The 21,180-nt window shown below is 41.5% G+C and carries 21 protein-coding genes; 8 read left to right on the top strand and 13 right to left on the bottom strand.

The window, feature by feature from the left end; all coding sequences use genetic code 11:
- Positions 1 to 77: 77 nt before the first annotated feature.
- The 3 genes from K370_RS12365 to modA all read left to right on the top strand — a co-directional run bounded on the left by K370_RS12365 (position 78) and on the right by modA (position 2,759).
- A complete protein-coding gene (locus K370_RS12365; protein ID WP_235272659.1) occupies positions 78 to 293 on the top strand; it encodes a winged helix-turn-helix domain-containing protein in 216 nt (71 codons plus the stop codon).
- A gap of 245 nt (positions 294 to 538) precedes the next feature.
- A complete protein-coding gene (locus tag K370_RS01980) occupies positions 539 to 1,960 on the top strand; it encodes a porin (protein ID WP_052185135.1) in 1,422 nt (473 codons plus the stop codon).
- 31 nt (positions 1,961 to 1,991) lie between these two features.
- On the top strand, positions 1,992 to 2,759 hold the full coding sequence (gene modA / locus K370_RS01975; RefSeq protein ID WP_047537590.1) for a molybdate ABC transporter substrate-binding protein: 768 nt from the start codon (positions 1,992 to 1,994) through the stop codon (positions 2,757 to 2,759).
- 200 nt (positions 2,760 to 2,959) lie between these two features.
- Here modA and K370_RS01970 read toward each other — a convergent pair whose 3' ends face one another.
- Positions 2,960 to 4,741 (bottom strand): putative bifunctional diguanylate cyclase/phosphodiesterase, encoded by a 1,782-nt coding sequence (locus tag K370_RS01970; protein ID WP_235272658.1) that lies wholly within the window; start codon positions 4,739 to 4,741, stop codon positions 2,960 to 2,962.
- A gap of 414 nt (positions 4,742 to 5,155) precedes the next feature.
- Entirely contained in the window at positions 5,156 to 5,950 is a 795-nt protein-coding gene (locus K370_RS01965) for a sigma factor-like helix-turn-helix DNA-binding protein (RefSeq protein ID WP_047537587.1), read from the bottom strand.
- Positions 5,951 to 6,219: 269 nt separating this feature from the next.
- Between K370_RS01965 and K370_RS01960 the strand changes: the two genes are divergently transcribed.
- The 5 genes from K370_RS01960 to K370_RS01945 all read left to right on the top strand — a co-directional run bounded on the left by K370_RS01960 (position 6,220) and on the right by K370_RS01945 (position 10,570).
- Positions 6,220 to 6,666 (top strand): cupin domain-containing protein, encoded by a 447-nt coding sequence (locus K370_RS01960; protein ID WP_047538820.1) that lies wholly within the window; start codon positions 6,220 to 6,222, stop codon positions 6,664 to 6,666.
- Between the two features lie 65 nt (positions 6,667 to 6,731).
- Positions 6,732 to 8,255, top strand: a complete 1,524-nt coding sequence (locus K370_RS01955) for a hypothetical protein (protein WP_200883422.1) — start codon at positions 6,732 to 6,734, stop codon at positions 8,253 to 8,255.
- A gap of 43 nt (positions 8,256 to 8,298) precedes the next feature.
- The gene (locus tag K370_RS12215) at positions 8,299 to 8,457 is read left to right on the top strand and encodes a hypothetical protein (RefSeq protein WP_160255834.1); all 159 of its coding nucleotides are present in this window, start codon (positions 8,299 to 8,301) and stop codon (positions 8,455 to 8,457) included.
- Positions 8,458 to 8,522: 65 nt separating this feature from the next.
- Positions 8,523 to 9,437: a TorF family putative porin gene (locus tag K370_RS01950; protein WP_200883420.1), complete on the top strand. Its 915-nt coding sequence runs from the start codon at positions 8,523 to 8,525 to the stop codon at positions 9,435 to 9,437.
- A gap of 311 nt (positions 9,438 to 9,748) precedes the next feature.
- The gene (locus K370_RS01945; protein ID WP_047537584.1) at positions 9,749 to 10,570 is read left to right on the top strand and encodes a hypothetical protein; all 822 of its coding nucleotides are present in this window, start codon (positions 9,749 to 9,751) and stop codon (positions 10,568 to 10,570) included.
- Positions 10,571 to 10,578: 8 nt separating this feature from the next.
- Here K370_RS01945 and ccoS read toward each other — a convergent pair whose 3' ends face one another.
- The 11 genes from ccoS to K370_RS01890 form a co-directional block, all read right to left on the bottom strand.
- Entirely contained in the window at positions 10,579 to 10,719 is a 141-nt protein-coding gene (gene ccoS / locus K370_RS01940; RefSeq protein ID WP_047537581.1) for a cbb3-type cytochrome oxidase assembly protein CcoS, read from the bottom strand.
- Positions 10,719 to 13,100, bottom strand: a complete 2,382-nt coding sequence (locus K370_RS01935; RefSeq protein WP_052185134.1) for a heavy metal translocating P-type ATPase — start codon at positions 13,098 to 13,100, stop codon at positions 10,719 to 10,721. The genes ccoS and K370_RS01935 overlap by 1 nt, the downstream gene beginning before the upstream one ends.
- Positions 13,101 to 13,161: 61 nt before the next feature.
- Entirely contained in the window at positions 13,162 to 13,824 is a 663-nt protein-coding gene (locus K370_RS01930; RefSeq protein ID WP_047537578.1) for a sulfite exporter TauE/SafE family protein, read from the bottom strand.
- Positions 13,824 to 14,123, bottom strand: coding sequence for a FixH family protein (locus K370_RS01925; protein ID WP_047537575.1), 300 nt, complete (start codon positions 14,121 to 14,123; stop codon positions 13,824 to 13,826). The genes K370_RS01930 and K370_RS01925 overlap by 1 nt, the downstream gene beginning before the upstream one ends.
- Before the next feature lie 12 nt (positions 14,124 to 14,135).
- Positions 14,136 to 15,572, bottom strand: coding sequence for a cytochrome c oxidase accessory protein CcoG (ccoG, locus tag K370_RS01920; RefSeq protein ID WP_047537572.1), 1,437 nt, complete (start codon positions 15,570 to 15,572; stop codon positions 14,136 to 14,138).
- A gap of 35 nt (positions 15,573 to 15,607) precedes the next feature.
- Positions 15,608 to 16,546 (bottom strand): cytochrome-c oxidase, cbb3-type subunit III, encoded by a 939-nt coding sequence (gene ccoP, locus K370_RS01915; RefSeq protein WP_047537567.1) that lies wholly within the window; start codon positions 16,544 to 16,546, stop codon positions 15,608 to 15,610.
- 3 nt (positions 16,547 to 16,549) lie between these two features.
- Positions 16,550 to 16,690, bottom strand: coding sequence for a cbb3-type cytochrome oxidase subunit 3 (locus K370_RS01910; RefSeq protein ID WP_235272657.1), 141 nt, complete (start codon positions 16,688 to 16,690; stop codon positions 16,550 to 16,552).
- Between the two features lie 23 nt (positions 16,691 to 16,713).
- On the bottom strand, positions 16,714 to 17,346 hold the full coding sequence (gene ccoO, locus K370_RS01905; RefSeq protein WP_047537564.1) for a cytochrome-c oxidase, cbb3-type subunit II: 633 nt from the start codon (positions 17,344 to 17,346) through the stop codon (positions 16,714 to 16,716).
- 10 nt (positions 17,347 to 17,356) lie between these two features.
- The gene (gene ccoN / locus K370_RS01900; RefSeq protein ID WP_047537559.1) at positions 17,357 to 18,793 is read right to left on the bottom strand and encodes a cytochrome-c oxidase, cbb3-type subunit I; all 1,437 of its coding nucleotides are present in this window, start codon (positions 18,791 to 18,793) and stop codon (positions 17,357 to 17,359) included.
- A gap of 44 nt (positions 18,794 to 18,837) precedes the next feature.
- A complete protein-coding gene (locus tag K370_RS01895; protein WP_047537554.1) occupies positions 18,838 to 19,353 on the bottom strand; it encodes a DUF934 domain-containing protein in 516 nt (171 codons plus the stop codon).
- Complete coding sequence (locus tag K370_RS01890; RefSeq protein ID WP_047537551.1) at positions 19,346 to 21,091, bottom strand: nitrite/sulfite reductase; 1,746 nt, start codon at positions 21,089 to 21,091, stop codon at positions 19,346 to 19,348. The genes K370_RS01895 and K370_RS01890 overlap by 8 nt, the downstream gene beginning before the upstream one ends.
- Between the last annotated feature and the right edge of the window lie 89 nt (positions 21,092 to 21,180).

Below are 21,180 nucleotides of genomic sequence, written 5' to 3'. Positions count from 1 at the left end.
TTGGCCCGGGAAAAGCACAGTTGCTTCAAGCGATCAGTGGTCACGGTTCAATATCAGGTGCAGCCAAGAGTATGAACATGTCCTATAAACGGGCTTGGGATTTGGTCATGGTCATGAATGCGAGCTTTAAAGAACCGCTAGTGACTACCGTCATAGGCGGATCGCACGGAGGCGGCGCAACGCTCACATCCTTCGGGCACCATGTTTTGAAAGAGTACCTCTCTATCCAAGCTAAATCTGAGCAGTATGTATTTTCCGAAATGCATGACTTTTTAGACCTTTTAGCGCGCTGATAGGCGCTAAGCTAAAAGACTCAAGCCAATCCTCGCATTCTAGCAATTGTTACACAAATGTTAACATCGCTATATTTCTGATAATATAACGATATAACACCAAAGATGGTATTTAACGCAGAAATGAAGCTTTACCAAAGAAGGTATTTGCCCCCATTCGCACTTTGCCAATATAAAAACCAGGAGACATTATGCACTTCCCTCTTTCAAAACGAGTACTGCTATCTTCAATAATTACAGTTTCAATGCCACTAAGTGCAAGCGCAGAAAACTCAGACCTTGAAGCACGTATCCAGCAATTAGAAAAAGCGCTGCAAACGATGCAACAACAACGTGCCGAACAAGACAAGCAAGTCGAATTATTAACCAAAGAATTGGTAGGAATTGAAAACCAAGTCAGCCAATCAAAAATAACTAGATCAGAAGAAAAAGGGAGCAGTAAAGGTTCGCCTATTTATGGCGCCTTTAAAGATGGCCTGGTATTTGAAGATGGCACAGGTAACTGGAAATTGCAGTTGAACGGTCGTATCCAGACTGACTATAGAACCTATCAGCCAGATGAGTGGAAGAATGACACATTCAGTATTCGTCGCGCAAGATTCGGCGGTACTTTTTCCTTCTTAAAGGATTTTGCAGTGCGGGTTGAAGGCGAATATGCAAACGATAATACGGGCGCAAAAGGCACGACAGCTTTAACATATGGCTATCTGGATTTTAATCGCTGGCCAGCTGCAAAGATTCGTGTCGGTCAGTTCAAACCATTTTTCGGCTTAGAACGCCCACAAAGTACCAATTTTACTGACTTTACTGAACTCTCTTTAGCAACCAATAACGGTTCTATATTTACCTCAACCTATGACCGAGGCGTCATGGTATTTGGCGATCCGTTACCATGGCTGAATTACAATGCTTATATAGTGAATGGCACGGCACAAAACGTCGATGATGTAAGAGATAGCAAAGATATCGGCGGTAGAATTAACGCTAACTTTGCCAGCTTTACTGAAAATAAAGACTTAGTGTTGCATGTTGGCGCATCAGCAAGTACAGGAAGTATCGGTTTTTCTACTTCAGCAGGTAATAGTATTGCGCAAAGTACAGAAGGCAGTGGAGTACAATTTTTTAATGTTGCAAACATTAGCTCAGCACTCACCTCCGATCGAGATCGTTTGGGTCTGGAAACTGCATTGGCTTATGGTCCTGTAAAAGTACAGGCGGAATATATCAATGCGAATTTTGAAGGTAAACGCGGTCCAACTGCTGCTGGAATTGCCTTTGATAATGACATCAAGGTATGGTACGCCGATTTGAATTGGCTAGTCACAGGTGAATCATATGCAGATACCTACAAAAGTGGTGTATTTGGTAGATTAAAGCCAAAAAATAATTTCGATACCAAAGACGGCTGGGGCGCTTTCGAATTGGGCTTACGTTACAGTAAGTTTGATGCATCAGATTTCAAATCATTATTACCAGCAGCAACAGCAACTACCGCATTCAGCAGTGAAGCAAGTTCTTGGACAGCTGGTGCCAAATGGATAATGAATCCAAATTCACGTTTAGTGCTTAACTATATTCAAACGGAATTTGAAGATGACATTCGAATTAATGGCAAACTTGACGACACTGAAAAAGCGATTGTGCTAAGAGCCCAATACGACTTCTAATCGCTACTACCTAACAATTAAGGAAAAAAACATGATGAAAAATATTGCTACATGGGCAATTGCCTTACTGCTTGCAATTTTAGGTATCGTTGCGAATGCTGATGACAAAGTTACCGTATTTGCTGCTGCTAGCTTAACCAACGCCATGACTGACATAAGTGTGCAGTACGAAAAAGAAAAGGCGACTAAAATCACCCACTCTTTCGCCGCCTCTTCAACCCTCGCAAAACAAATTGAAAATGGTGCACCTGCGGATATTTTTATCTCAGCGGATACTAAATGGATGAATTATTTGCAGGATAAAAAACTGATTAACGTAGCATCGCGTAAAGAGTTCTTAGGCAACAAGTTAGTGCTTATCGCCCCAAAAGGCCGTGGTTTTAACGTGAAGCTTGAGAAGTCATTCGATTTCTCAAAAGCTTTTGACGGTAGATTATGTACCGGTGACATTGAATCCGTGCCTGCAGGTATCTACGCTAAGGAATCACTTACTTATTTAAATTGGTGGGATGGGATTAAAACCAGAATCGTCGGTGCACAAGATGTAAGAGGAGCACTGGCATTTGTTGAACGCGGTGAGTGCGGCGCGGGAATTGTCTATGAGACCGATGCTAAAGTTTCGAATAAAGTAGAAATTATTACAACCTTTCCAGAAGAGAGCCATAAGCCTATTGTTTATCCAATGGCATTTGTGGCGAATGCAAAAAATGTGAATAATGATTATTTTGCTTATATTCAATCTAATGCAGCTTTGGAAGTTTTCCAAAAGTATGGTTTTAGCATTCTCAAAAAGCCATAAAGTCAATTTGATTTAATAATAAACGTTGGCATTTACTCTATTTTCATACTAAGCGCTGCAACCGGCATAGGGCGCACTCATTGACAGTGCGTCCTATGTATTAAGTCATCAATTTGTAACTTTTCAACGCCATCGGATTCATTTGAATAAAGAAACCATGCATTCTTGTCGATATACGGGAGAATTAGCACTAGCAAGTTTTATTGTCCGGTCAAACTTTTGACTTTAGTTCTTTTCCATAAAAGGCTTTCAAAATCGTTAGCAGGAATTGGCTTGGAAAATAAATAGCCTTGCCCAAAATCACAACCTGCCGCCATCAGCAAATCTAGTTGCCCTTGAGTTTCAATACCTTCTGCAACTACTTTTTTGCCTAACTTATGCGCCATGGCGATAATGGCCTCGCATAACACTAAATCGCTAGAATCCGGATAGATATTAGACGTGAATGACCTGTCAATTTTCACATAATCAATATTGAATTTCCTTAAGTATGCCAGCGATGAATAGCCAGTACCAAAATCATCAATTGCTACTTGAATACCGGCTTTGCTATAACTATCCAGCTGACTTATTACCCCATCACGGGCATCCAGCAATAGACCTTCAGTAATTTCGATACAAATGCTGTTTCCGGATAGTCCTAGTGACTGTAGATGGTTGATCCAATTCAGGTGATATTTGAGGTTAGCCCTAAACTGCACTGGAGAGCGATTGATGCTGATTTGAAAATCGGGCTGATGGGCACGCCATTTAACGACCTGATCTACCGCTTCGGCAAATACCCAGTCACCAATTCCAATAATCATGCCGGTGTGTTCGGCAATAGGGATAAACTCATCCGGGTTAACCAAACCGCGTTGTGGATGTTGCCAGCGAATTAGGGCTTCCGCTTTATGAATATTGCCGGATGCGAGTTCTACAATAGGCTGGTAATACAATCGAAATTGATTTGCTGCCAATGCGCCGCGCAAATCGTTGCTTAGATGCATGCGAGTTAACGCAGCTTCTTGCATGAATGCAGTGAAATAGTGATAGCGGTTTCTGCCCTGCTCTTTAGCCGCATACATCGCCTGATCTGCATTTTTAAGCAATACATCCACCTCTGTGCCATCAACCGGATAAACACTGATGCCTATGCTGGTGGTGATATACACAACCTCACCTTCCAAATTAAAAGGCTCAGCAAACTTATCTAAAATATTTTGTGCAATAGGCTCAGTACTCATTTGATTATTGAGACTACTCAATATGATGGTGAATTCATCGCCACCCATGCGTGCGACAGTATCATCAGCTCTCACACAAGTCACTAGGCGATCCGCGGTTTCTTTCAGCAACAAATCTCCCATATCATGCCCGAGTGTATCGTTGATTTCCTTGAAGTTGTCCAAATCCAAGTACATTAAAGTGATAGATTGGTTGTTGCGCTGACTCTTTTTAATCTCTTGTTGAAAACGGTCTAGAAATAAATTTCGATTAGCCAGATGAGTGATTTGATCGTAGTGTGCCAAGCGAAACACTTGAGCCTCAGCATTTTTCCTCTCACTGATGTCAGTATGTGTACCAATCATACGCAAAGGTTTACCATCATCGTCGCGGCTGATAACCATACCGCGACTTAGTGTCCATTTCCAAGTGCCATCTTTGCAAAGAAGTCGAAATTCAGACGTATAGATATTTCTCCTCCCTTGTAAATAAGCTTGCGTGTCTTCCAGCATATGAGACAAATCATCTGGATGCACAAGCCTGCGCCCTGCCGTAGCAGTTTCTTCCAGTTCATTATTGATATATCCGTAGATTTCCTTCCATCGTGCCGAGCGAAATACTTGGTCCGTGACCACATTCCAATCCCAAACGCCATCTCCAGCGCCTTCTAGCGCGAATTTCCAACGATCCTCGCTTACATTTAAAGAGCTTTCTATTTCAAGATATTCCTGTATGGTTTTACGTACTAAGAAATAAAGCAGAAGTGCGGTAAGCATAATATATGCCCAGCCTTTATAAATACTGTAATGAGTATACTGTTCTTGCGTAGTGACCAGCGTCTGAAGGATACGATCGCTGAAAAATATCCATATAACGCCAATTAAGATATAGACGATGAAAATACGTAAAGCAATTAAATGAGGGGGAGATGAAGTTTTTTTCCAAAAACTTTTCAACATGTTGATCCTTTGAATATTTGGCGCATTGTCTGGCTATATGTCATTAATTTTAAAGCCAAACTACATTGAGTATGTGTATCTTAGATAAGATTTAATCGAATAAAAACTTAAGTTCACTCAATTGCTAATCCGGATGTTTCTGGCTTTCACTCAATTTGAGCAGCCAAATTCGAAAAGGCCTACAGAAATGTAGGCCTTTTCGTTTAAATTAAGTCATAGCCATTGATTTTATTAAAGCCATATTTCGCACTTGGTAATCAGTTCTGCCTGATTTGATGCATTAAGTGTATCTCTGGCATTTCTAAGTTGATTTTCTATGGTACGAATTGACTTCCCTAGCTCTTCAGCAATTTGCTTATAGCTAAAACCTTTTGCCGCAAGTTTAATGGCCATCAATTCAGACTGTGTGGGTTTTTTGATGAGTCGATACTTTTCAGGATCGTGCCAATAATGGCTAATACCAAGCAATGGCCCCAAAAACACCTCACTGAACACTGCGACGAAATCAATTTCGGTTGGCGTCCAAACATGGTGTTCATGCGTAAAATCTATACATGTCATGCCCACGGGGGTTTTATCCCAAACGAGTCGCTGAAACAAAATTGACTTACTTTGTATGGATTCAAATTTTTTTCTTGAATCATAGAGTAACGGATTTGATTGCACGTTATCACACGCCACTGGCAAGCGCTGATGCCAAGTTTTCTGAAATACTTTATCTTGATTAGAAAATACGGTACCTGTGCAATTCGGAGGGTCTGAACTCAGGCTATAATAAATCGAAGCAGGCTTATAGATATGATCTTGTGGTCTAGCAAAGCCAATATCTGCGCGACATGCCTCAAGTTTTTTCACAATAAACTCTAAGGCAATTGTCATCATCTCATCTGGGTCTTCAACTGTTAATATCAGATGAGCAACACAGTTAAGCGTATCTTGTGGAAACACCTCTCTGTTAGCATCAATAAAATGCTGTTTTAAAACACGCTTTGAAGGCGGCTCATCTTTATAATTGAATAAATTCAATTAGTTAACCTCAGTAAGTTCATACATACCCAGTTGTCATCGTAGTAATTTCTTTTTTATATATTACTCTTAATTCTTGATTATTTGTCAATCCATATAATTCATGAAATTTACATTACGTTTACACTTTAATTACAACAAAATTACTTTTTATAGGTTTTATAGGGGTTTCTTGTCAAGAAATTACATTCCATTAACAAATATGATGTCTCTAATGAAAGAACAAACGTTCTTAATTAAATTATCAATTTTTAATTGTGGGGATGAAAATGAAAAAGTCATATTTATTAGGCGGCGTCGTTGTTGCAGTTGCTGTTTCATATGCCGCAGGATTAATGGCGCATGGTGTAGAGGTACCTGCTGGTAGTAAAAAAATGGAGTACTTTAAAAATGCTTCACGCATGAAAATTAAATCCATGAATGTAGAAGGAACTAATGCTTTCTTGGAAGACATTGTTGCATCCAGCGACCCTAAAGCACCTATCGCCTGTGGTTTGTTCAGAATGGATAAAGGTAAATCATTAACTTATACATATGGTTACGATGAAGCTAAAATCATTATCAAAGGTGAAATGACTATTAATGATGGTACTACAGCAGTGAAAGCGTTACCAGGCGATGTGTTTTTCTTCCCTAAAGGCTCAACCATCAACTTTAAATCAGAAAGCTCAGGTTTAGGTTTTATTTGTGGTCAACGTGAAATAGATGGCGCTTAATTCACATTTAACCGATTAATTATTAAAACCTATTGAACCAGCAAAAGCTTAGAAGGAAAACGATCATGAAAAAAATGCCGACTTACAAATTGTCACTGTTGGCTTCTTTATGTGTTGCGGCATTAGTGGCGCAGGCAGAAGAGAGTATTAATCTTACGGATCTAACACAGGGAGATCCTTTCTTTTACACCAGTGACCAGAATATTAAAGAAAACGACGGCCAGAAGGCTCTAGTGGGCACAGGTCGACCTAATAGAACGCACTCACAGATTCCGCACCTGCCCTTCTATACCGGGTATATGAGTACTAATTATACTTACCGTTTTGTTAACGTGGCTGAGCAAGTATTAACCATGATTGGCGAAGGTAAGCATGGCCTTTGGCGTGTGCAGGAAAACGGCACAGTGCGTGAATACCTGAAAAAAGGTGCAAGCGGCTTACCTGCAACTGCAGATTTAGCAACTAAAGAAAATTTAGCAACAATAGAAAGTGACTACAGTTCTTATTTACCTGAAGAAAGTTGGGCGGGCTATAAATTCCCGGATGAAAAAATCACAAAAGATGGTCAGTTAAACTTTGTCGATTTGCCAATTAGCCACCCCAAATACAAAGGTAAATATGCAAAACATGAGCCTATAGAACTGCCTAACTTTTATTGCACCATGTCTGAAAACGATTACCCATATGCCAAACAGGCAATGAACTTTGCTTTTAGTCAACCCGGTGCAAATAAAGTTGGTCCTCTAGGTAAGCGAGCTGGTTTGGATGTAAAAGAAAATTACACCCAAGTTCTTAGACTCAATCAATTATCAGATGCTCGCTCTTGGGTGAATGTTGGTCAAAAAGGGAAAGATAATCTGCATGTGAAATGGGAAGCCATTGATGCCAATAAAACAAATGTTGAGTATTACTTAGTAGAGCGCCCTTTCTTTAATAAGCCTTACCTTTTTGTTACAGCGGTTTATGACAATAAAGATAATAACGACCTAAGATATGTAAGACCTGACGGCCCTTATTACGACAGTATAAAAAATGCAGGATTGAAGTTAAAAACTACCGTTACTGCTCAACCAAGATTTCATCTCGAAAATGGTGAAATTGGCAAAACTGTGGGATTACCAATCTATGGCGTACATCATCCTAACCGTGCAGCATTTAATGGTGGTGGTGCCTGCCCTTTCAAAGGCGGTGATTGGGGTCGTTACCCTAACACCACAGGCGGTTCAGGCTGGCCTACACAATATGAAGAAGTTACTCCACTTTGCGATGCAGTATTAGTAGACATTAAGTTTTACAGCAATCTTGATGGCAGAGATTGGAACAATGCCAACAAATACATGGCTAATGCGGGAATAGCGAAACAAACGGTTACTTACAAAATGCAGCCTGGTGAATATGGTGTATTTGACGACCCATACAACACGAAACGTGGTGTTAAAAATACTGAAGCGCAAAATGTGCCAAGTCAGGTGCCGATTACCTACCCAGCTGTAGAACCAGTCGTTACTTATGTTAACCCACCCAAACTGGACTTAGCTAATCGCATGGTCCCTGCAGCAGGCACAACTTGCCGCCCTGTACATCAATAAAACGAATGGGCTGTAAGGCTTCAATTAAAACTAGGAGAAAGAAGTGTACACACGTTTATTTAAATCTGCGAGTTTGCTCGCGGTGAGTATGATTTTGTCTGCAAATGCTTTAGCTGCAGGCGCAGATAGACCGAAAGAAGAAACCGCACCCCCAGCTGAAACTGGACTTAGCCAACCGCATAGTTACCCACTAAAGGCATAACTTGCTGCCCTGTGCTCAATAAAAACAAATCAGCCGTAAGGCTAAATTAGAATTAGGAGAATGAAATGTACGCACGTTTATTTAAAACCGCTGGGTTACTCACGGTAGGTATGGCCTTATCTGTAAATGTACTCGCTGCAGGAGCAGATAAATCTAAAGAGGAAGCATTGTCCATCGAAACAGGTCCCGCTGAAACAGGCCCTGCCAAAGCAGCAAAAGAGTCTACTGCATTTGATGATTTTCTGGATAGTGAAACACTGTTTGGCGGTAAATTTACCACTTGGGTAGAATTTGCTTCAGACTATGTTTTTCGTGGTGAATCAGAAACCAATGACGGAAAAATCCCATCATTAAAAGCAGCAATTACCTGGTCTCATCCAAGCGGCCTGTATTTAGGCTACTATGGTGCAAACAATCTCTTTCCAGGAGGCGACTCTGAAGGTAACAATCCAAAGATAAATGCTATTTGGGGCCCATATATTGGATACAGTGCTAAAGATATTGCGGGCACAGGATTTAACTACAATGGTATGTTTTTCCAGTATGTATATCCAGGCGACAGTGATTCTAATTATTTAGAGATGTTCAACTACATAGATAAACAAATTGGTCAGCTAAATCTTAAACTTGAATATTCTCCAACCATCACAGATTGGTTTGGCGTTAAGGGGCTTCAATCGCACAACATAGCAATCCATCCTAGTTATGCATTGCCACATAAGTTTGTAGTATCAGGAGGCGTTGGCTATCAATTCTTCCATAACAGTGGTCCTAATCTGGATGCAAATGCGAATGGTAAGGAAGAGCTTGATTGGTGGCATTGGAACGTAGGTGTTAGCCGTAAGATGTTTGGCTACAATGTTGACTTACGCTACCATGATACTAATATTAAAAAAGGCCATCATGATTTTTATGGATTCTCTAATAACCACCAAATTGTAGATTCACGTTATGTGATCTCGGTTTCTAAAAGCTTTTAATTAAACAATATCAGCCTGCCCTTTAGGGGGCAGGTTTTTTTTAATCATTGCGCCATATTACGCACCGGTATAGCAAGTCTTCAGCAATTTAATCCTGTTTCTTTTTGAAACTATGGTTTTGTTAAAAAATACCGGCAACCCGTTGTAAATCAATGTTAACTTAGTCATTAATAAAGCAGTTTCACTAGATTTTAGTAAGCTTTAACCTTAAGCTTTCATCTTGGATTATAGCTTTTTTGATAGTGTGTTTAAGTCGCTTTCATTTAAACAAAATATCTAAAAATCTAAAGTTTAATTTAAGGAATCAACTGGTGAATCTTAGTAATGAAAAATTGATGTTATTGTCAAAATTTGCGTCAAAAGCCAAAAAGCATATCGGGTTAGTTAAGTTAGAGAGGGTTCTCACGAATCCACATTATGCAAGCAACATTTTGACTAAAGCTGGATTATCTGACAATCAAGAGCTCACTCAATTAACAAAAATGGTGAACAGCGAGTTAAACCTTAATCTGATTGAGATGAACGCTATTGAACACTACGTCGCCGCCTTAAGTGAGAAAGGCGCTAACAGAGACACTATTTGGGAAAGCAAGTATTTTTTGATTGTACTCGCCGATTATCTTTATGGCGTTCATGCTGACGGTGCATCATATCGTCGAGCTGTGGAAACGATGCTCTTGCATGCTGACACTGAGGAACAGACTTTTTGCATAAAACTTGCAAGAGATTTTTATCCTTTTTGGATAAGTGAGTGTAGATTAGCTTTTGGCGCGAATCATCAGGCGGCCTTAAAACCAAATCAGCTAGAAAATGATGTAATCAACGCAACATCGTTAGAGCTATGGAACACGATTGAATCAGAGTTTTTTTCTGACATTGAGAGCCAGCCATTACATTTATATGTAGAGTCTTTAAGACAAACAGATATGCTAAGCGAACATATCAATACCAGGCAGAAATTTGTCTTGATGCTTATTAAGGTGCTAAGGGAGGACAAGAACGGCAAACAAGCTTACCGTAAAGCAGTTGATAAAATTCAAAGTCTATTTATCAGTCAAGATTTAAAAGAATTTATTTCAATAGTCTCACGCGAGTTTTATAGCTTTTGGACTGGGAGTCTAAGCACGGGATAGTGATTGAATCACTCATCTTTCTCAAAAATTCTTCGTCCTTCATCTTCTATATCTTCAAACTGCCCACGGTAAACTGCCCACCAAAGCCCGGCAAGGACAATGATGGCCATAATGACCGAAAGTGGGATTAACACAAATAAAATATCCATTATTTAGCCTGTACAGGGTTGGCAGCAAACTGCCTGATTATCGTTGATTCAATTACCTGTGACTCAGGCCGCGTAGAAAAGTTTGTTAAGCGTAAGGCATTTGCTACAACGATTATTGAGCTCAATGCCATCCCTAACCCCGCCAGCCAGGCTGACAAGACACCAATAAAGGCAAGCGGAATAGAAACTAAGTTATAAACAATTGCCCAGGCAATATTTTGCTTGATGATGCTCATGGTTTTTTGTGCATGTTGAATTAGCTCTGGAATTTGACTGATATCCCCATTGAGCAAAATATAGTCTGCATGCGCAAGCGTTAATGGTACACCTTTACCCATTGCAATTGATACAAGCGCGCTAGCCAATATAGGGCCATCATTTAAGCCATCACCCACCATTAACACTTTTTTTCCTTGTTGTTTGAGCTCGTGCAATCGCTTTAATTTATCTAACGGACTACAAGCTGATTGGAATTGAGCAATACCAATTGCTTTTGCCATCTTGGTGACTGAGTGAGATTGGTCCCCTGACAGAAGCTCGATGTCTAAACGCATTTCTTTCAGTCTCTGAATGGTTTCTGCGACATTAGATTTAATTTTTTCTTGCAGGTTAAAAGTTGCTAGCCAACCATTTTCATCCGCCAAATAAACCTGTTGTGTGGACGTATCCGCTACTTTAATTTCACAGTATTTTGCAGACCCAAGCTTTATTTGACCATGCACATGTTCTGAGTAGACGCTATCAACTAAGCTGGCACTTACGCCTGCCCCAACCTGCTCCTGAATGTCAGTCAATTCAACCGTTATATTATCCTGATTAACTTGGGCACGACTTGCGTTAAATAATGCGCGCGAGATGGGGTGCATTGAGTTTTCAGCGATTGCGCCAGCGATTGTCAGCACAATCATTTCAGATAAATCTTCTCTATGACTGATTGAGTTGATTTCAATATGATCATCCGTCAATGTACCAGTTTTATCAAAAATAATCGTATCAATATCTGCAATGCTTTCAATCGCTTGTAATCGCTTAATTAATATCCCGCGTTTAACGAAAGCACTGGCGCTGGCTAACATCGCAGCAGGCGTTGCCAAAGAAAGTGCGCAGGGACAAGTCACAATCAATATCGCAGCAGCTGTCATTAACGCACGACCATGATCAACATTCCATAACATCGCTGCTGCCAGTGCCGCACTGATTATCACAAACAAAAGAAAAGGTTTAGCTATGCGGTCAGCGAGCTGCGATAACCTTGGCTTTTCAATAGCCGCTTGATTAATAAGGCTAACGATTTGGCTATATTTTGTTGACTCACCAATTGCTTCCAGTTGGATATGCACTACTTGGCCAAGGTTATAACTACCGGCAATCACTCTATCATGCAGATTTTTAAGAATTGGAGTGGATTCACCTGTTAATAATGACTCATCTACACTGGTGCTATTGTTGCTGAGGTTGGTAAGAACAATTTTACCGTCTGCAGGAAAGGCCTCTCCCATACTCACGCGAACAGTGTCACCCACTTTCAGTTGACTGTTTAACACTCGCGTATATGATCCATCTAAATTAAGCCGCTCAATATTTTCGGGAATACGGCTAACCAATGACTCAAGAGCACCCAGTGTTTTACTATGCAGTTTCACTTCCACCAAACGGGCTGAGAGTAAAAAGAACACAAACATAGTCAGCGAATCAAAATATACGGTATGTCCCCACCAGCCACTAGGGTCGAATGTGGCAGCTGAGCTGACAACAAAAGTAATGACAATACCCAGTGCAACTGGTAAATCCATGCTGATCTGTCTTAATTTTAAATCTCTAAGTGCATTGCTAAAAAAAGTGCTGCTTGAAAACAGTAAGACAGGAATACTTAACAACCATGATGCCCAGTTTAGCAAATGAATAATATCGCCAGTCATATCACCAGGTTTCGTGAAATAACTGGGCGTGGCGTACATCATGACTTGCATCATGCAAAAGCCAGCAACCATCCAACGCCAGAAAGCCGCTCGGCTTTTTGTTGTGATATTCAATTGGCTTTCATTATGCGATGCCGGATTTGCGTCATAACCTAAGTGCTTGATTGCGGCAAGTATACTGGACGGGCGCGTTTGAGTTGGAGACCACACAACTACAGCACGTCTTTTTGACATACTAACGCGCACATTAACAATACCAGGTAAGGCTTGCAGGCCATGCTCTATAATCCCTGAGCAGGCAGCACAACGCAAACCATCTAACAGTAAGCTGGATTCAACAAGCGGCTGCGATAAATCTTGACCATATGGCTGGCTGAAAGCCAACCATTGATCTTCAGTATCCAAGATAACCCAAGCAGGGTTTATTACCGGCTTTTCAGCGATGAAAGTATTAGCTGACAAATCAGATTCCCGCAATCATCTCAAAAAAAACAATTTTCCATTGATTTAACCCAATTAAAAATCACATGCACCAAACTTTTGTATCATGTGCCAACTGCATCCAAATGGCCCATCCACTTGCAATGCTCAACATTAGTCCGGCCAATCGCATTCCATAAGGTTCAACTAAGTTGGTTTTGAGTTTTAACCACAACCATGGCGCAAAAAACAGCGATACACTTGAGCCCACCGCAAATGCTGCCATCGTAAGTGCGCCACCTAATGGATTGCCATTAAAAGAGGCGATAATGAGTGCGGAATAAAGCAACCCGCATGGCATTAATGCCCATAGCATGCCAATATAAAAATGGCCGCCTTTTGCATGACTTACACTTTTTACCTGCGACCAGATTTTTCGGCCAGTCCTGTCGACCCAAACAGGTTGTCGCGCATAAATGACCAGCAAGAATCCCCAGAAAAACACCAGCACATGAAAGAACGTCCATATTGGGTGCAATGCTGCAGTATAGTCAGCCAGCCATGCGATGCTTGTAATGCCAAATGTAACAATAGCACCAAGTAAAGCATAGCCACATAAACGCCCTAAATGGTAAAACTGGATGGCGAACGGCTTTTTGGGTTGTGATTGAGTAAGTGATGCACACGCTGCGCCACACATGGCCACACAATGCGGGCCACCAGCTAATCCCATCAATAATGCACTAAAGATGAGAGTTGTTTGCATTATTCTTGCTGATTAACGCCGGTTGCTGCATGGTTTCGTGCACGAAGGGCTGGTTCTAATGAGTTACGCTCTTCTAATGTTTTAGCATGCTCAAGTGTCTTGTTAATCTCGAGCCCATGACGATAATAATCCTCATCTATCACGGGGTCTTGCGCTTTAACAGCAATATAAACGGTAATGATGCAAGCAATAACAACTGCGGCAGGGCCACCAAAAACAAGCCATGCGTGACCATAATGCCACCATTGCCGATTTTCTAGATCGACATTATCTGGTTTACTAACATTCTTATCTGACATTAATATGTACTCCTATCGTGACATATAAAAAATGGATTTTTCCGTTATAGCTTCATTTAACCCGAGTGCTTTAATCTCAAAATTAATGGGATGTGAGCCACTTTTTATGCTGCCATCTGGAATCTGTAAGCCAATCGCCACCATACGCGAGTCTGCGGCATTAACCGTGAATTCATTTTGCGATGCAATAGTCAGTCCATCCAAACCTGTGGCTGAGATGTGATAAGTTTGCGTGGCTTCTGTGGCATTGGTAATCTGTAGACGATATACATTTTCAACATTACCACCTTCTACCAAGCGCGATAACACGCCCCGATCACGAATGACATCGACCTTAAATGGCGTACGCATACCCAATGACACCGCAAAGCCGACACAGAGCAACACCAGCAAACCAGTGTAAATCAATACACGAGGTCGCAGGATTTTTTGAATAATCTCGTGTTTTGACCAATGATGACTGACACCATTTTGTGTAGAAAAGCGAACCAATCCACGCGGATAATTCATCTTATCCATAATACTATCGCAAGCATCTACGCATAATCCGCAACTAATACATTCATATTGCAAACCATCACGGATATCAATGCCGACCGGGCACACCTGCACACAAAGGCTGCAATCGATGCAATCGCCCAAACCAGCTTCTTTCGCGTCAACCTTGCGAGAACGCCCACTACGAGGTTCGCCGCGCTCTTCATCGTAAGTAACAATCAAAGTGTCTTTATCGAACATTGCGCTCTGAAAACGCGCGTATGGACACATATATTTACACACTTGCTCGCGTAGAAAACCTGCATTGCCATAAGTGGCGAAACCATAAAAGCAGATCCAAAACGTTTCCCAAGGACTCAGATGAAAGTGAAGAATGCTGTCAGATATTTCTCTAATTGGTGTGAAATACCCTAAAAAAGTAAAACCAGTCCACATGGAAAAAGTAATCCAAGCGGCATGTTTTAGCCATTTTTTATAGATTTTTTCAAAGCTAAGCGCCTTGCTGTCTAGCTTGATGCGCGCCGCTCTATCGCCTTCAATCTTGCGTTCTATCCATAAAAATATCTCTGTATACACAGATTGCGGGCACGAAAAACCACACCAAAGCCTGCCCGCCACTGCGGTGAACAGGAAGAGAGCCAATGCAGCAATGACTAATAATACGACTAGAAACACCAGATCTTGCGGATACAGCACTAATCCGAAAATATAAAAACGGTGCGTGCTGATATCCAATAACAATGCCTGTCTGTTGCCCCATTCAAGCCAAGGCATGCCATAAAAAACAATTTGAGTGATCCAAATCGTAATCCAGCGCCACTGGTGAAAGTATCCGCTAATACTGCGCGGATAGACTTTCTTTTGCGCCTCATACAACGACACAAATTTTTCTTGATTTGGGTCGCTGATGATAGGAATCACTTTTTTAGATTTTTGCTGGCTAACTGTCAATTTATTACTCGCTGTTTATGCATGCAATTAAGTGGTTATTTAGTATTCGCTTGATTATCTGGTTTTTGGCTGTCAGGCAAATTAGAGAATCTCCAAATATAAGCGGTTAAGACATGTATTTGTTCCTCAGTCAGTCGTTCACCCTGCGCTGGCATCTGGTTATCTTTGCCTTCATTGATGCGCTTGATAATCGCTGCTTCACCGGCACCATGCAACCAAACATTGTCCGTCAGGTTAGGCGCACCAATCGCTTGATTACCTTTACCATCCGCACCATGACAGGCTGCACAAATAGCAAACTTCTGCTGCCCTAAACCTGCCCTACCAGAGTGATACATACTGCCCGACAGACTAAGCACGTAATTGGCCACGTTCTTAACATCTTCCGCACTACCTAATGCAGCAGCCATAGGTGGCATCATTCCGTGTCGACCCAAAGTAATCGTTTCTTTGATTTTTTCAGGGCTACCGCCATAAAGCCAATCGTTATCAGTCAAGTTAGGGAAACCTCTACTACCGCGCGCATCTGAACCATGACACTGAGAACAGTTATTCATAAATAAGCGTTCACCAATGGCCATTGCCTTACTATCTTGAGCAACATCTTCTGGTTTCATGGCAGCAAATTTTGCGTAGATTGGGGCAATTTTCTTTTTGGTTTCCGCAACTTCTTGCTCGTATTGGTTGATACTTGTCCAGCCCGCTGTACCTTTATAAATACCCAGTCCCGGATAAATAATTAAGTAGGCTGCACCAAATACGCAAGTAATAATAAATAACCACATCCACCAACGTGGTAATGGGTTATTCATCTCAACGATGTCTTCATCATAGACATGACCCGTTGTATTGTCCGTATCACTCATTTGCTTAACCTTGCTGGTCATCAGCAATAAAGCCAGGCAGCCAATAATGCCGCCTATCACAATAAATGAGATAAAGTACGACCAAAAGTTACTGGTAAAATCACTCACTTCTTATTCCCCTTCAAACGGCAAATTCGCCGCTTCATTAAAATTATTCTTATGGCGTTTAGACCAAGCCCATATCCAAATACCAATGAATGCGACAAAACATGCGACTGTTGCCACTATTCTTAAATCTGTAATATTCATCATGTTCACCTAGTTAACTATTCCAGCTATTTCAAACTTGTACCAAGGATTTGTAGATAAGCAATCATCGCTTCCATTTCTGTTTTGCCTTCCACTTCACTGGTCGCGTTTGCAATCTCTTCATCTGTATACGGAACGCCTGCAACTCTTAATGCTCGCATATGGTTGGGCAAACTCTTAGCATCCACTTTATTTTCTTCTAACCAAGGATATGCAGGCATAACTGACTCAGGCACTAAATCACGTGGATTGATGAGATGAATACGGTGCCATTCATCCGTGTATCTTTTTCCAACGCGTTGTAAATCCGGGCCAGTACGTTTACTACCCCATTGAAATGGATGGTCATAAACAAATTCGCCCGCAACCGAATAGTGACCATAACGCAATGTTTCTGCCTTGAATGGTCGAATCATTTGCGAGTGGCAGTTATAACAGCCTTCACGCACGTAAATATCGCGCCCCGCTAATTGCAGCGGGTTATAAGGCTTAAGGCCAGCAATTGGCTGTGTTGTCGATTTTTGAAAAAACAGTGGCACAATCTCTACTAAACCACCAAACGACACAACACAAAGAATCAACACCACCATCAAAAAGCTGTTTGTTTCAATGGTTTCGTGCGTAAAACCTTCTTCTTTCTTATCTTTTTCTATACTCATTTTCGTTCTCTCAAGCGTGTACAAGTTTTGATGGAATCGCAGCACGTGTAGCCTGCCCCATAGATACCGTTTTAAATGTATTCCATAACATGATTACCATGCCGGTTAAGTAAAGTGCGCCGCCAAATAAGCGAATGACATAATAAGGATGTGAAGCTTTAACCGACTCAACAAAGGTATAAGCCAATGTTCCGTCATCATTCATCGCACGCCACATTAAACCTTGCGTGACACCAGACACCCACATGGCAGTGATGTAAATCACGACACCTATCGTGGCTAACCAGAAATGGATTTCAATGGCCTTAATGCTGTACATTTGTTTTTGACCATATAAACGTGGAATCAAATAATAGAGTGAACCCATTGCAATGAACCCTACCCAGCCCAAAGCGCCAGAATGCACATGACCAATAGTCCAATCGGTGTAATGTGAAAGAGAGTTAACAGTCTTAATCGCCATCATCGGACCTTCAAACGTACTCATACCGTAGAACGACAAAGATACAATCAGGAAACGCAGAATTGGGTCGTCACGTAATTTGTGCCATGCACCAGACATCGTCATCATGCCGTTGATCATGCCGCCCCAGCTTGGTGCTAATAAAATCAGTGACAACACCATACCTACGGACTGTGTCCAATCTGGTAACGCTGTGTAATGCAAATGATGTGAGCCCGCCCACATATAAGTAAAGATCAAACCCCAAAAGTGTACGATTGAAAGGCGATATGAATAGACAGGACGTCCAACTTGTTTAGGTACAAAGTAATACATCATGCCCAAAAAGCCTGCAGTCAGAATAAAACCAACCACGTTGTGGCCGTACCACCATTGAATCATGGCATCTTGCACGCCAGCATAGATTGAGTAAGACTTCATCCAATCAGCAGGTATTGCCATACTGTTCACAACGTGCAATATAGCCACTACCACGATAAATGCACCATAGAACCAATTAGCAACATAAATGTGCTTCACTTTTCTGGCAGCAATCGTGCCGAAGAACACGAATATATACATGACCCATACTACTAGCAGCAATAGATCAATTGGCCATTCAAACTCAGCATACTCTTTACCAGAGGTGTATCCCAAAGGCAAAGAGATAAGTGCTGCCACAATAACCGCTTGATAACCCCAAAACATGTAACGCGATAATTGTGGAAATTGAAGTGTTGTCTGACAAGTACGCTGTACGACATACAAAGAGGTAGCAAATAAAGCACAGCCACCAAAAGCAAATATGACTAAATTGGTATGCACCGGACGTAAACGCCCGAAACTAGTCCAGGAAATGCCAAGATTCAGTTCAGGAAAGGCGAGCTGTGAGGCAATAACCGCCCCCATTAGCATACCTACCACGCCCCAAATCACCGCCATCACGGTAAATTTTCTGACAGCATAGTCATCATAGAATTGATGACTGACATTATTAGCACTCATGATTAAAAGTCCTTGATTAATACTAAAATAAAAAATTCAAATTGTTAAGTGGTTGCTTTTGTTGGCTGAGGATAAGATCTTTGATAATGCACAGTGAAAGTTTCGAATGCTTCTAACGCTAACTCTGCGTCATGACCCTCTTTAATTAAAAAGCTGTCAAAACCGCATCTTGCCAAATAGTGGATTATATCAATAAGTACGTCTCCCATGGCTCTTAATTCGCCATTCCATCCATATTGTTTTCTCAATATTTGAGCGAGTGAGAAACCCCGCCCATCGGTGTAAGTGGGGAAATCAATCGCAATGAGTGCAATTTTTTCTAAGTTAGCACTACTGTCACATTTAAAAAGAATGTCTGTGGAATCTGCATCTGAAGGTACTAATATCGCCACTGGAAATTTTCGTAGACTTAATTGCTCACGATGATTTTTCCATGTTTCCAGCTTAACCATCCAATAGTTTTCATCAGGCGGCAATATGGCTGGATCCGCATCAAACAGACGCCAAACATCGATTTCCAGCCGCCCATTCCTAATAAGCCTTAAAGAATTATTAAGCATCTAAAACCGCCATACTTACTGTAGATTTTGCTAATAATGGATCTGAATAAACATCATGCTTGAAAGGTTCTATACCAAGCCTTTCAACAACATCAATGAATCGCTCTGCATCGCTATCACGCAGCCTTAAATAAGTCTGAATAAGTCGATAAATGACATCTGGTATTTGTTCGCGAGCAAAAGAGGGTCCTATGACACGCCCAATTGCGGCACCGCCACCACGTATCAAAGCTGGAATGGCGCCCTGACTACTACTGGCTCCATTCTGTCTGCCGCCAATCGTAATTTGATACCACTCCTCGCCCGCTTTATCGACGCCAAGAATGCCAATATGCCCAACATGATGATGACCGCAGGCGTTAACACATCCTGACAAATTAAGATCAAGCTCACCGATTTCATACACAAAATCAAGATCATCGAATCGTTGCTGTATAGCGGCAGCGACAGGTATCGATACAGCATTGGCTAAGCTGCAGTAATCACCGCCAGGGCATGAGATGATATTAGTAATCAAGCCAATATTTGGAGTCGCCAGATTAAGCATATCCAATTCCAGCCATAAAGAATAAAGACTGTTCCTTCGCGCATCAGCCAATATTAAATTTTGCTCATGAGACACACGTAACTCACCGAAACCGTACTTATCGGACATATCCGCTAACGCATCCATCTGATCTGCTGTGATATCTCCCGGAGGAATGCCGCTCGCTTTCAGCGAGACCGTTACAGATGCATACCCCTTAACTTTGTGGCCGTGCACATTGGTACGCAGCCATCTTTCAAATTTAGGATTTTCTGTGCTCTTAACAATGACATCGTTTTCATTTTCGGATAATGTCAGGTCATATTTTGGCCACTCGAACCGATTGGACACATACTCAACATACTCTTCAGTCACTTTGTCTGGACCATCTTTAATCAACTGCCACTGCTCATCCACTTGATTTGCAAAAACCTCCGGGGTTAAGTCCTTAACCAGTATTTTGATACGTGCTTTATATTTGTTATCTCTTCGACCATGCAGATTGTAAACACGCAGCGTGGCCTGTAAATAAGTTAATAAATCGTGCCATGCAACGAATGGCTTGATGAGCTTACCCACGATAGGCGTTCTGCCTAAACCACCACCCACCCAAACGCTAAAACCTAAAACTCCTTTTTCTTCAATTGCCTGCAAACCGATATCATGCACACCGACAGCAGCCCGATCAGTTAATGCCCCACTCACTGCAATTTTGAATTTTCTCGGCAGGAATGCAAATTCTGGATGCAGCATAGACCACTGCCTGATAATTTCGCACCATACCAATGGATTGATGATCTCATCTGGCGCGACACCGGCAAAATGGTCTGTAGTGGTATTGCGGATACAATTGCCACTAGTCTGAATGGCATGCATTTGTACGGTGGCTAGCTTTGCCAGGATTTCGGGCACGTCTTCTAAACGCGGCCAATTGAACTGGATATTTTGTCTAGTACTAAAATGCCCATACCCTTTGTCCCAACGCCTTGCAACGTAGGCCAGCATGCGCAATTGTTTTGAAACCAGCATTCCGTAAGGGATAGCGACACGCAGCATTGGCGCGTGGCGTTGAATGTACAGTCCGTTTTGAAGCCTTAAAACTCTAAACTCATCTTCACTCAATTTTCCATTCAAAAATCGATGTGTTTGCCCTTTAAATTGAGCAACACGCTGCTCAACTAACTTTTGATCGATTTCGTCATAGATATACATTCAGTCGCCTTAATTTTTGACAATTCGAAAATTGCCAAACAAATTTCAATATGGCGAAGATTAATGCTTAATATGAAAGAAAAACAGAA

Origin of the sequence: Methylotenera versatilis 7 (assembly GCF_000799165.1) — a bacterium.
Taxonomy (GTDB): domain Bacteria; phylum Pseudomonadota; class Gammaproteobacteria; order Burkholderiales; family Methylophilaceae; genus Methylotenera_A; species Methylotenera_A versatilis_A.
The sequence above is the reverse complement of the archived record's forward strand: the minus strand, read 5'-3'. Positions and strand labels throughout refer to the sequence as shown.

Coding starts and splice junctions, on each gene's coding strand:
- K370_RS12365 (WP_235272659.1), top strand. CDS start 78: ATGTCCTATAAACGGGCTTGGGATTTGGTCATGGTCATGAATGCGAGC.
- K370_RS01980 (WP_052185135.1), top strand. CDS start 539: ATGCCACTAAGTGCAAGCGCAGAAAACTCAGACCTTGAAGCACGTATC.
- modA (WP_047537590.1), top strand. CDS start 1,992: ATGATGAAAAATATTGCTACATGGGCAATTGCCTTACTGCTTGCAATT.
- K370_RS01970 (WP_235272658.1), bottom strand. CDS start 4,741: ATGCTTACCGCACTTCTGCTTTATTTCTTAGTACGTAAAACCATACAG.
- K370_RS01960 (WP_047538820.1), top strand. CDS start 6,220: ATGAAAAAGTCATATTTATTAGGCGGCGTCGTTGTTGCAGTTGCTGTT.
- K370_RS01955 (WP_200883422.1), top strand. CDS start 6,732: ATGAAAAAAATGCCGACTTACAAATTGTCACTGTTGGCTTCTTTATGT.
- K370_RS01950 (WP_200883420.1), top strand. CDS start 8,523: ATGTACGCACGTTTATTTAAAACCGCTGGGTTACTCACGGTAGGTATG.
- ccoS (WP_047537581.1), bottom strand. CDS start 10,719: ATGGATATTTTATTTGTGTTAATCCCACTTTCGGTCATTATGGCCATC.
- K370_RS01930 (WP_047537578.1), bottom strand. CDS start 13,824: ATGCAAACAACTCTCATCTTTAGTGCATTATTGATGGGATTAGCTGGT.
- K370_RS01925 (WP_047537575.1), bottom strand. CDS start 14,123: ATGTCAGATAAGAATGTTAGTAAACCAGATAATGTCGATCTAGAAAAT.
- K370_RS01910 (WP_235272657.1), bottom strand. CDS start 16,690: ATGATGAATATTACAGATTTAAGAATAGTGGCAACAGTCGCATGTTTT.
- ccoO (WP_047537564.1), bottom strand. CDS start 17,346: ATGAGTATAGAAAAAGATAAGAAAGAAGAAGGTTTTACGCACGAAACC.
- ccoN (WP_047537559.1), bottom strand. CDS start 18,793: ATGAGTGCTAATAATGTCAGTCATCAATTCTATGATGACTATGCTGTC.
- K370_RS01895 (WP_047537554.1), bottom strand. CDS start 19,353: ATGCTTAATAATTCTTTAAGGCTTATTAGGAATGGGCGGCTGGAAATC.
- K370_RS01890 (WP_047537551.1), bottom strand. CDS start 21,091: ATGTATATCTATGACGAAATCGATCAAAAGTTAGTTGAGCAGCGTGTT.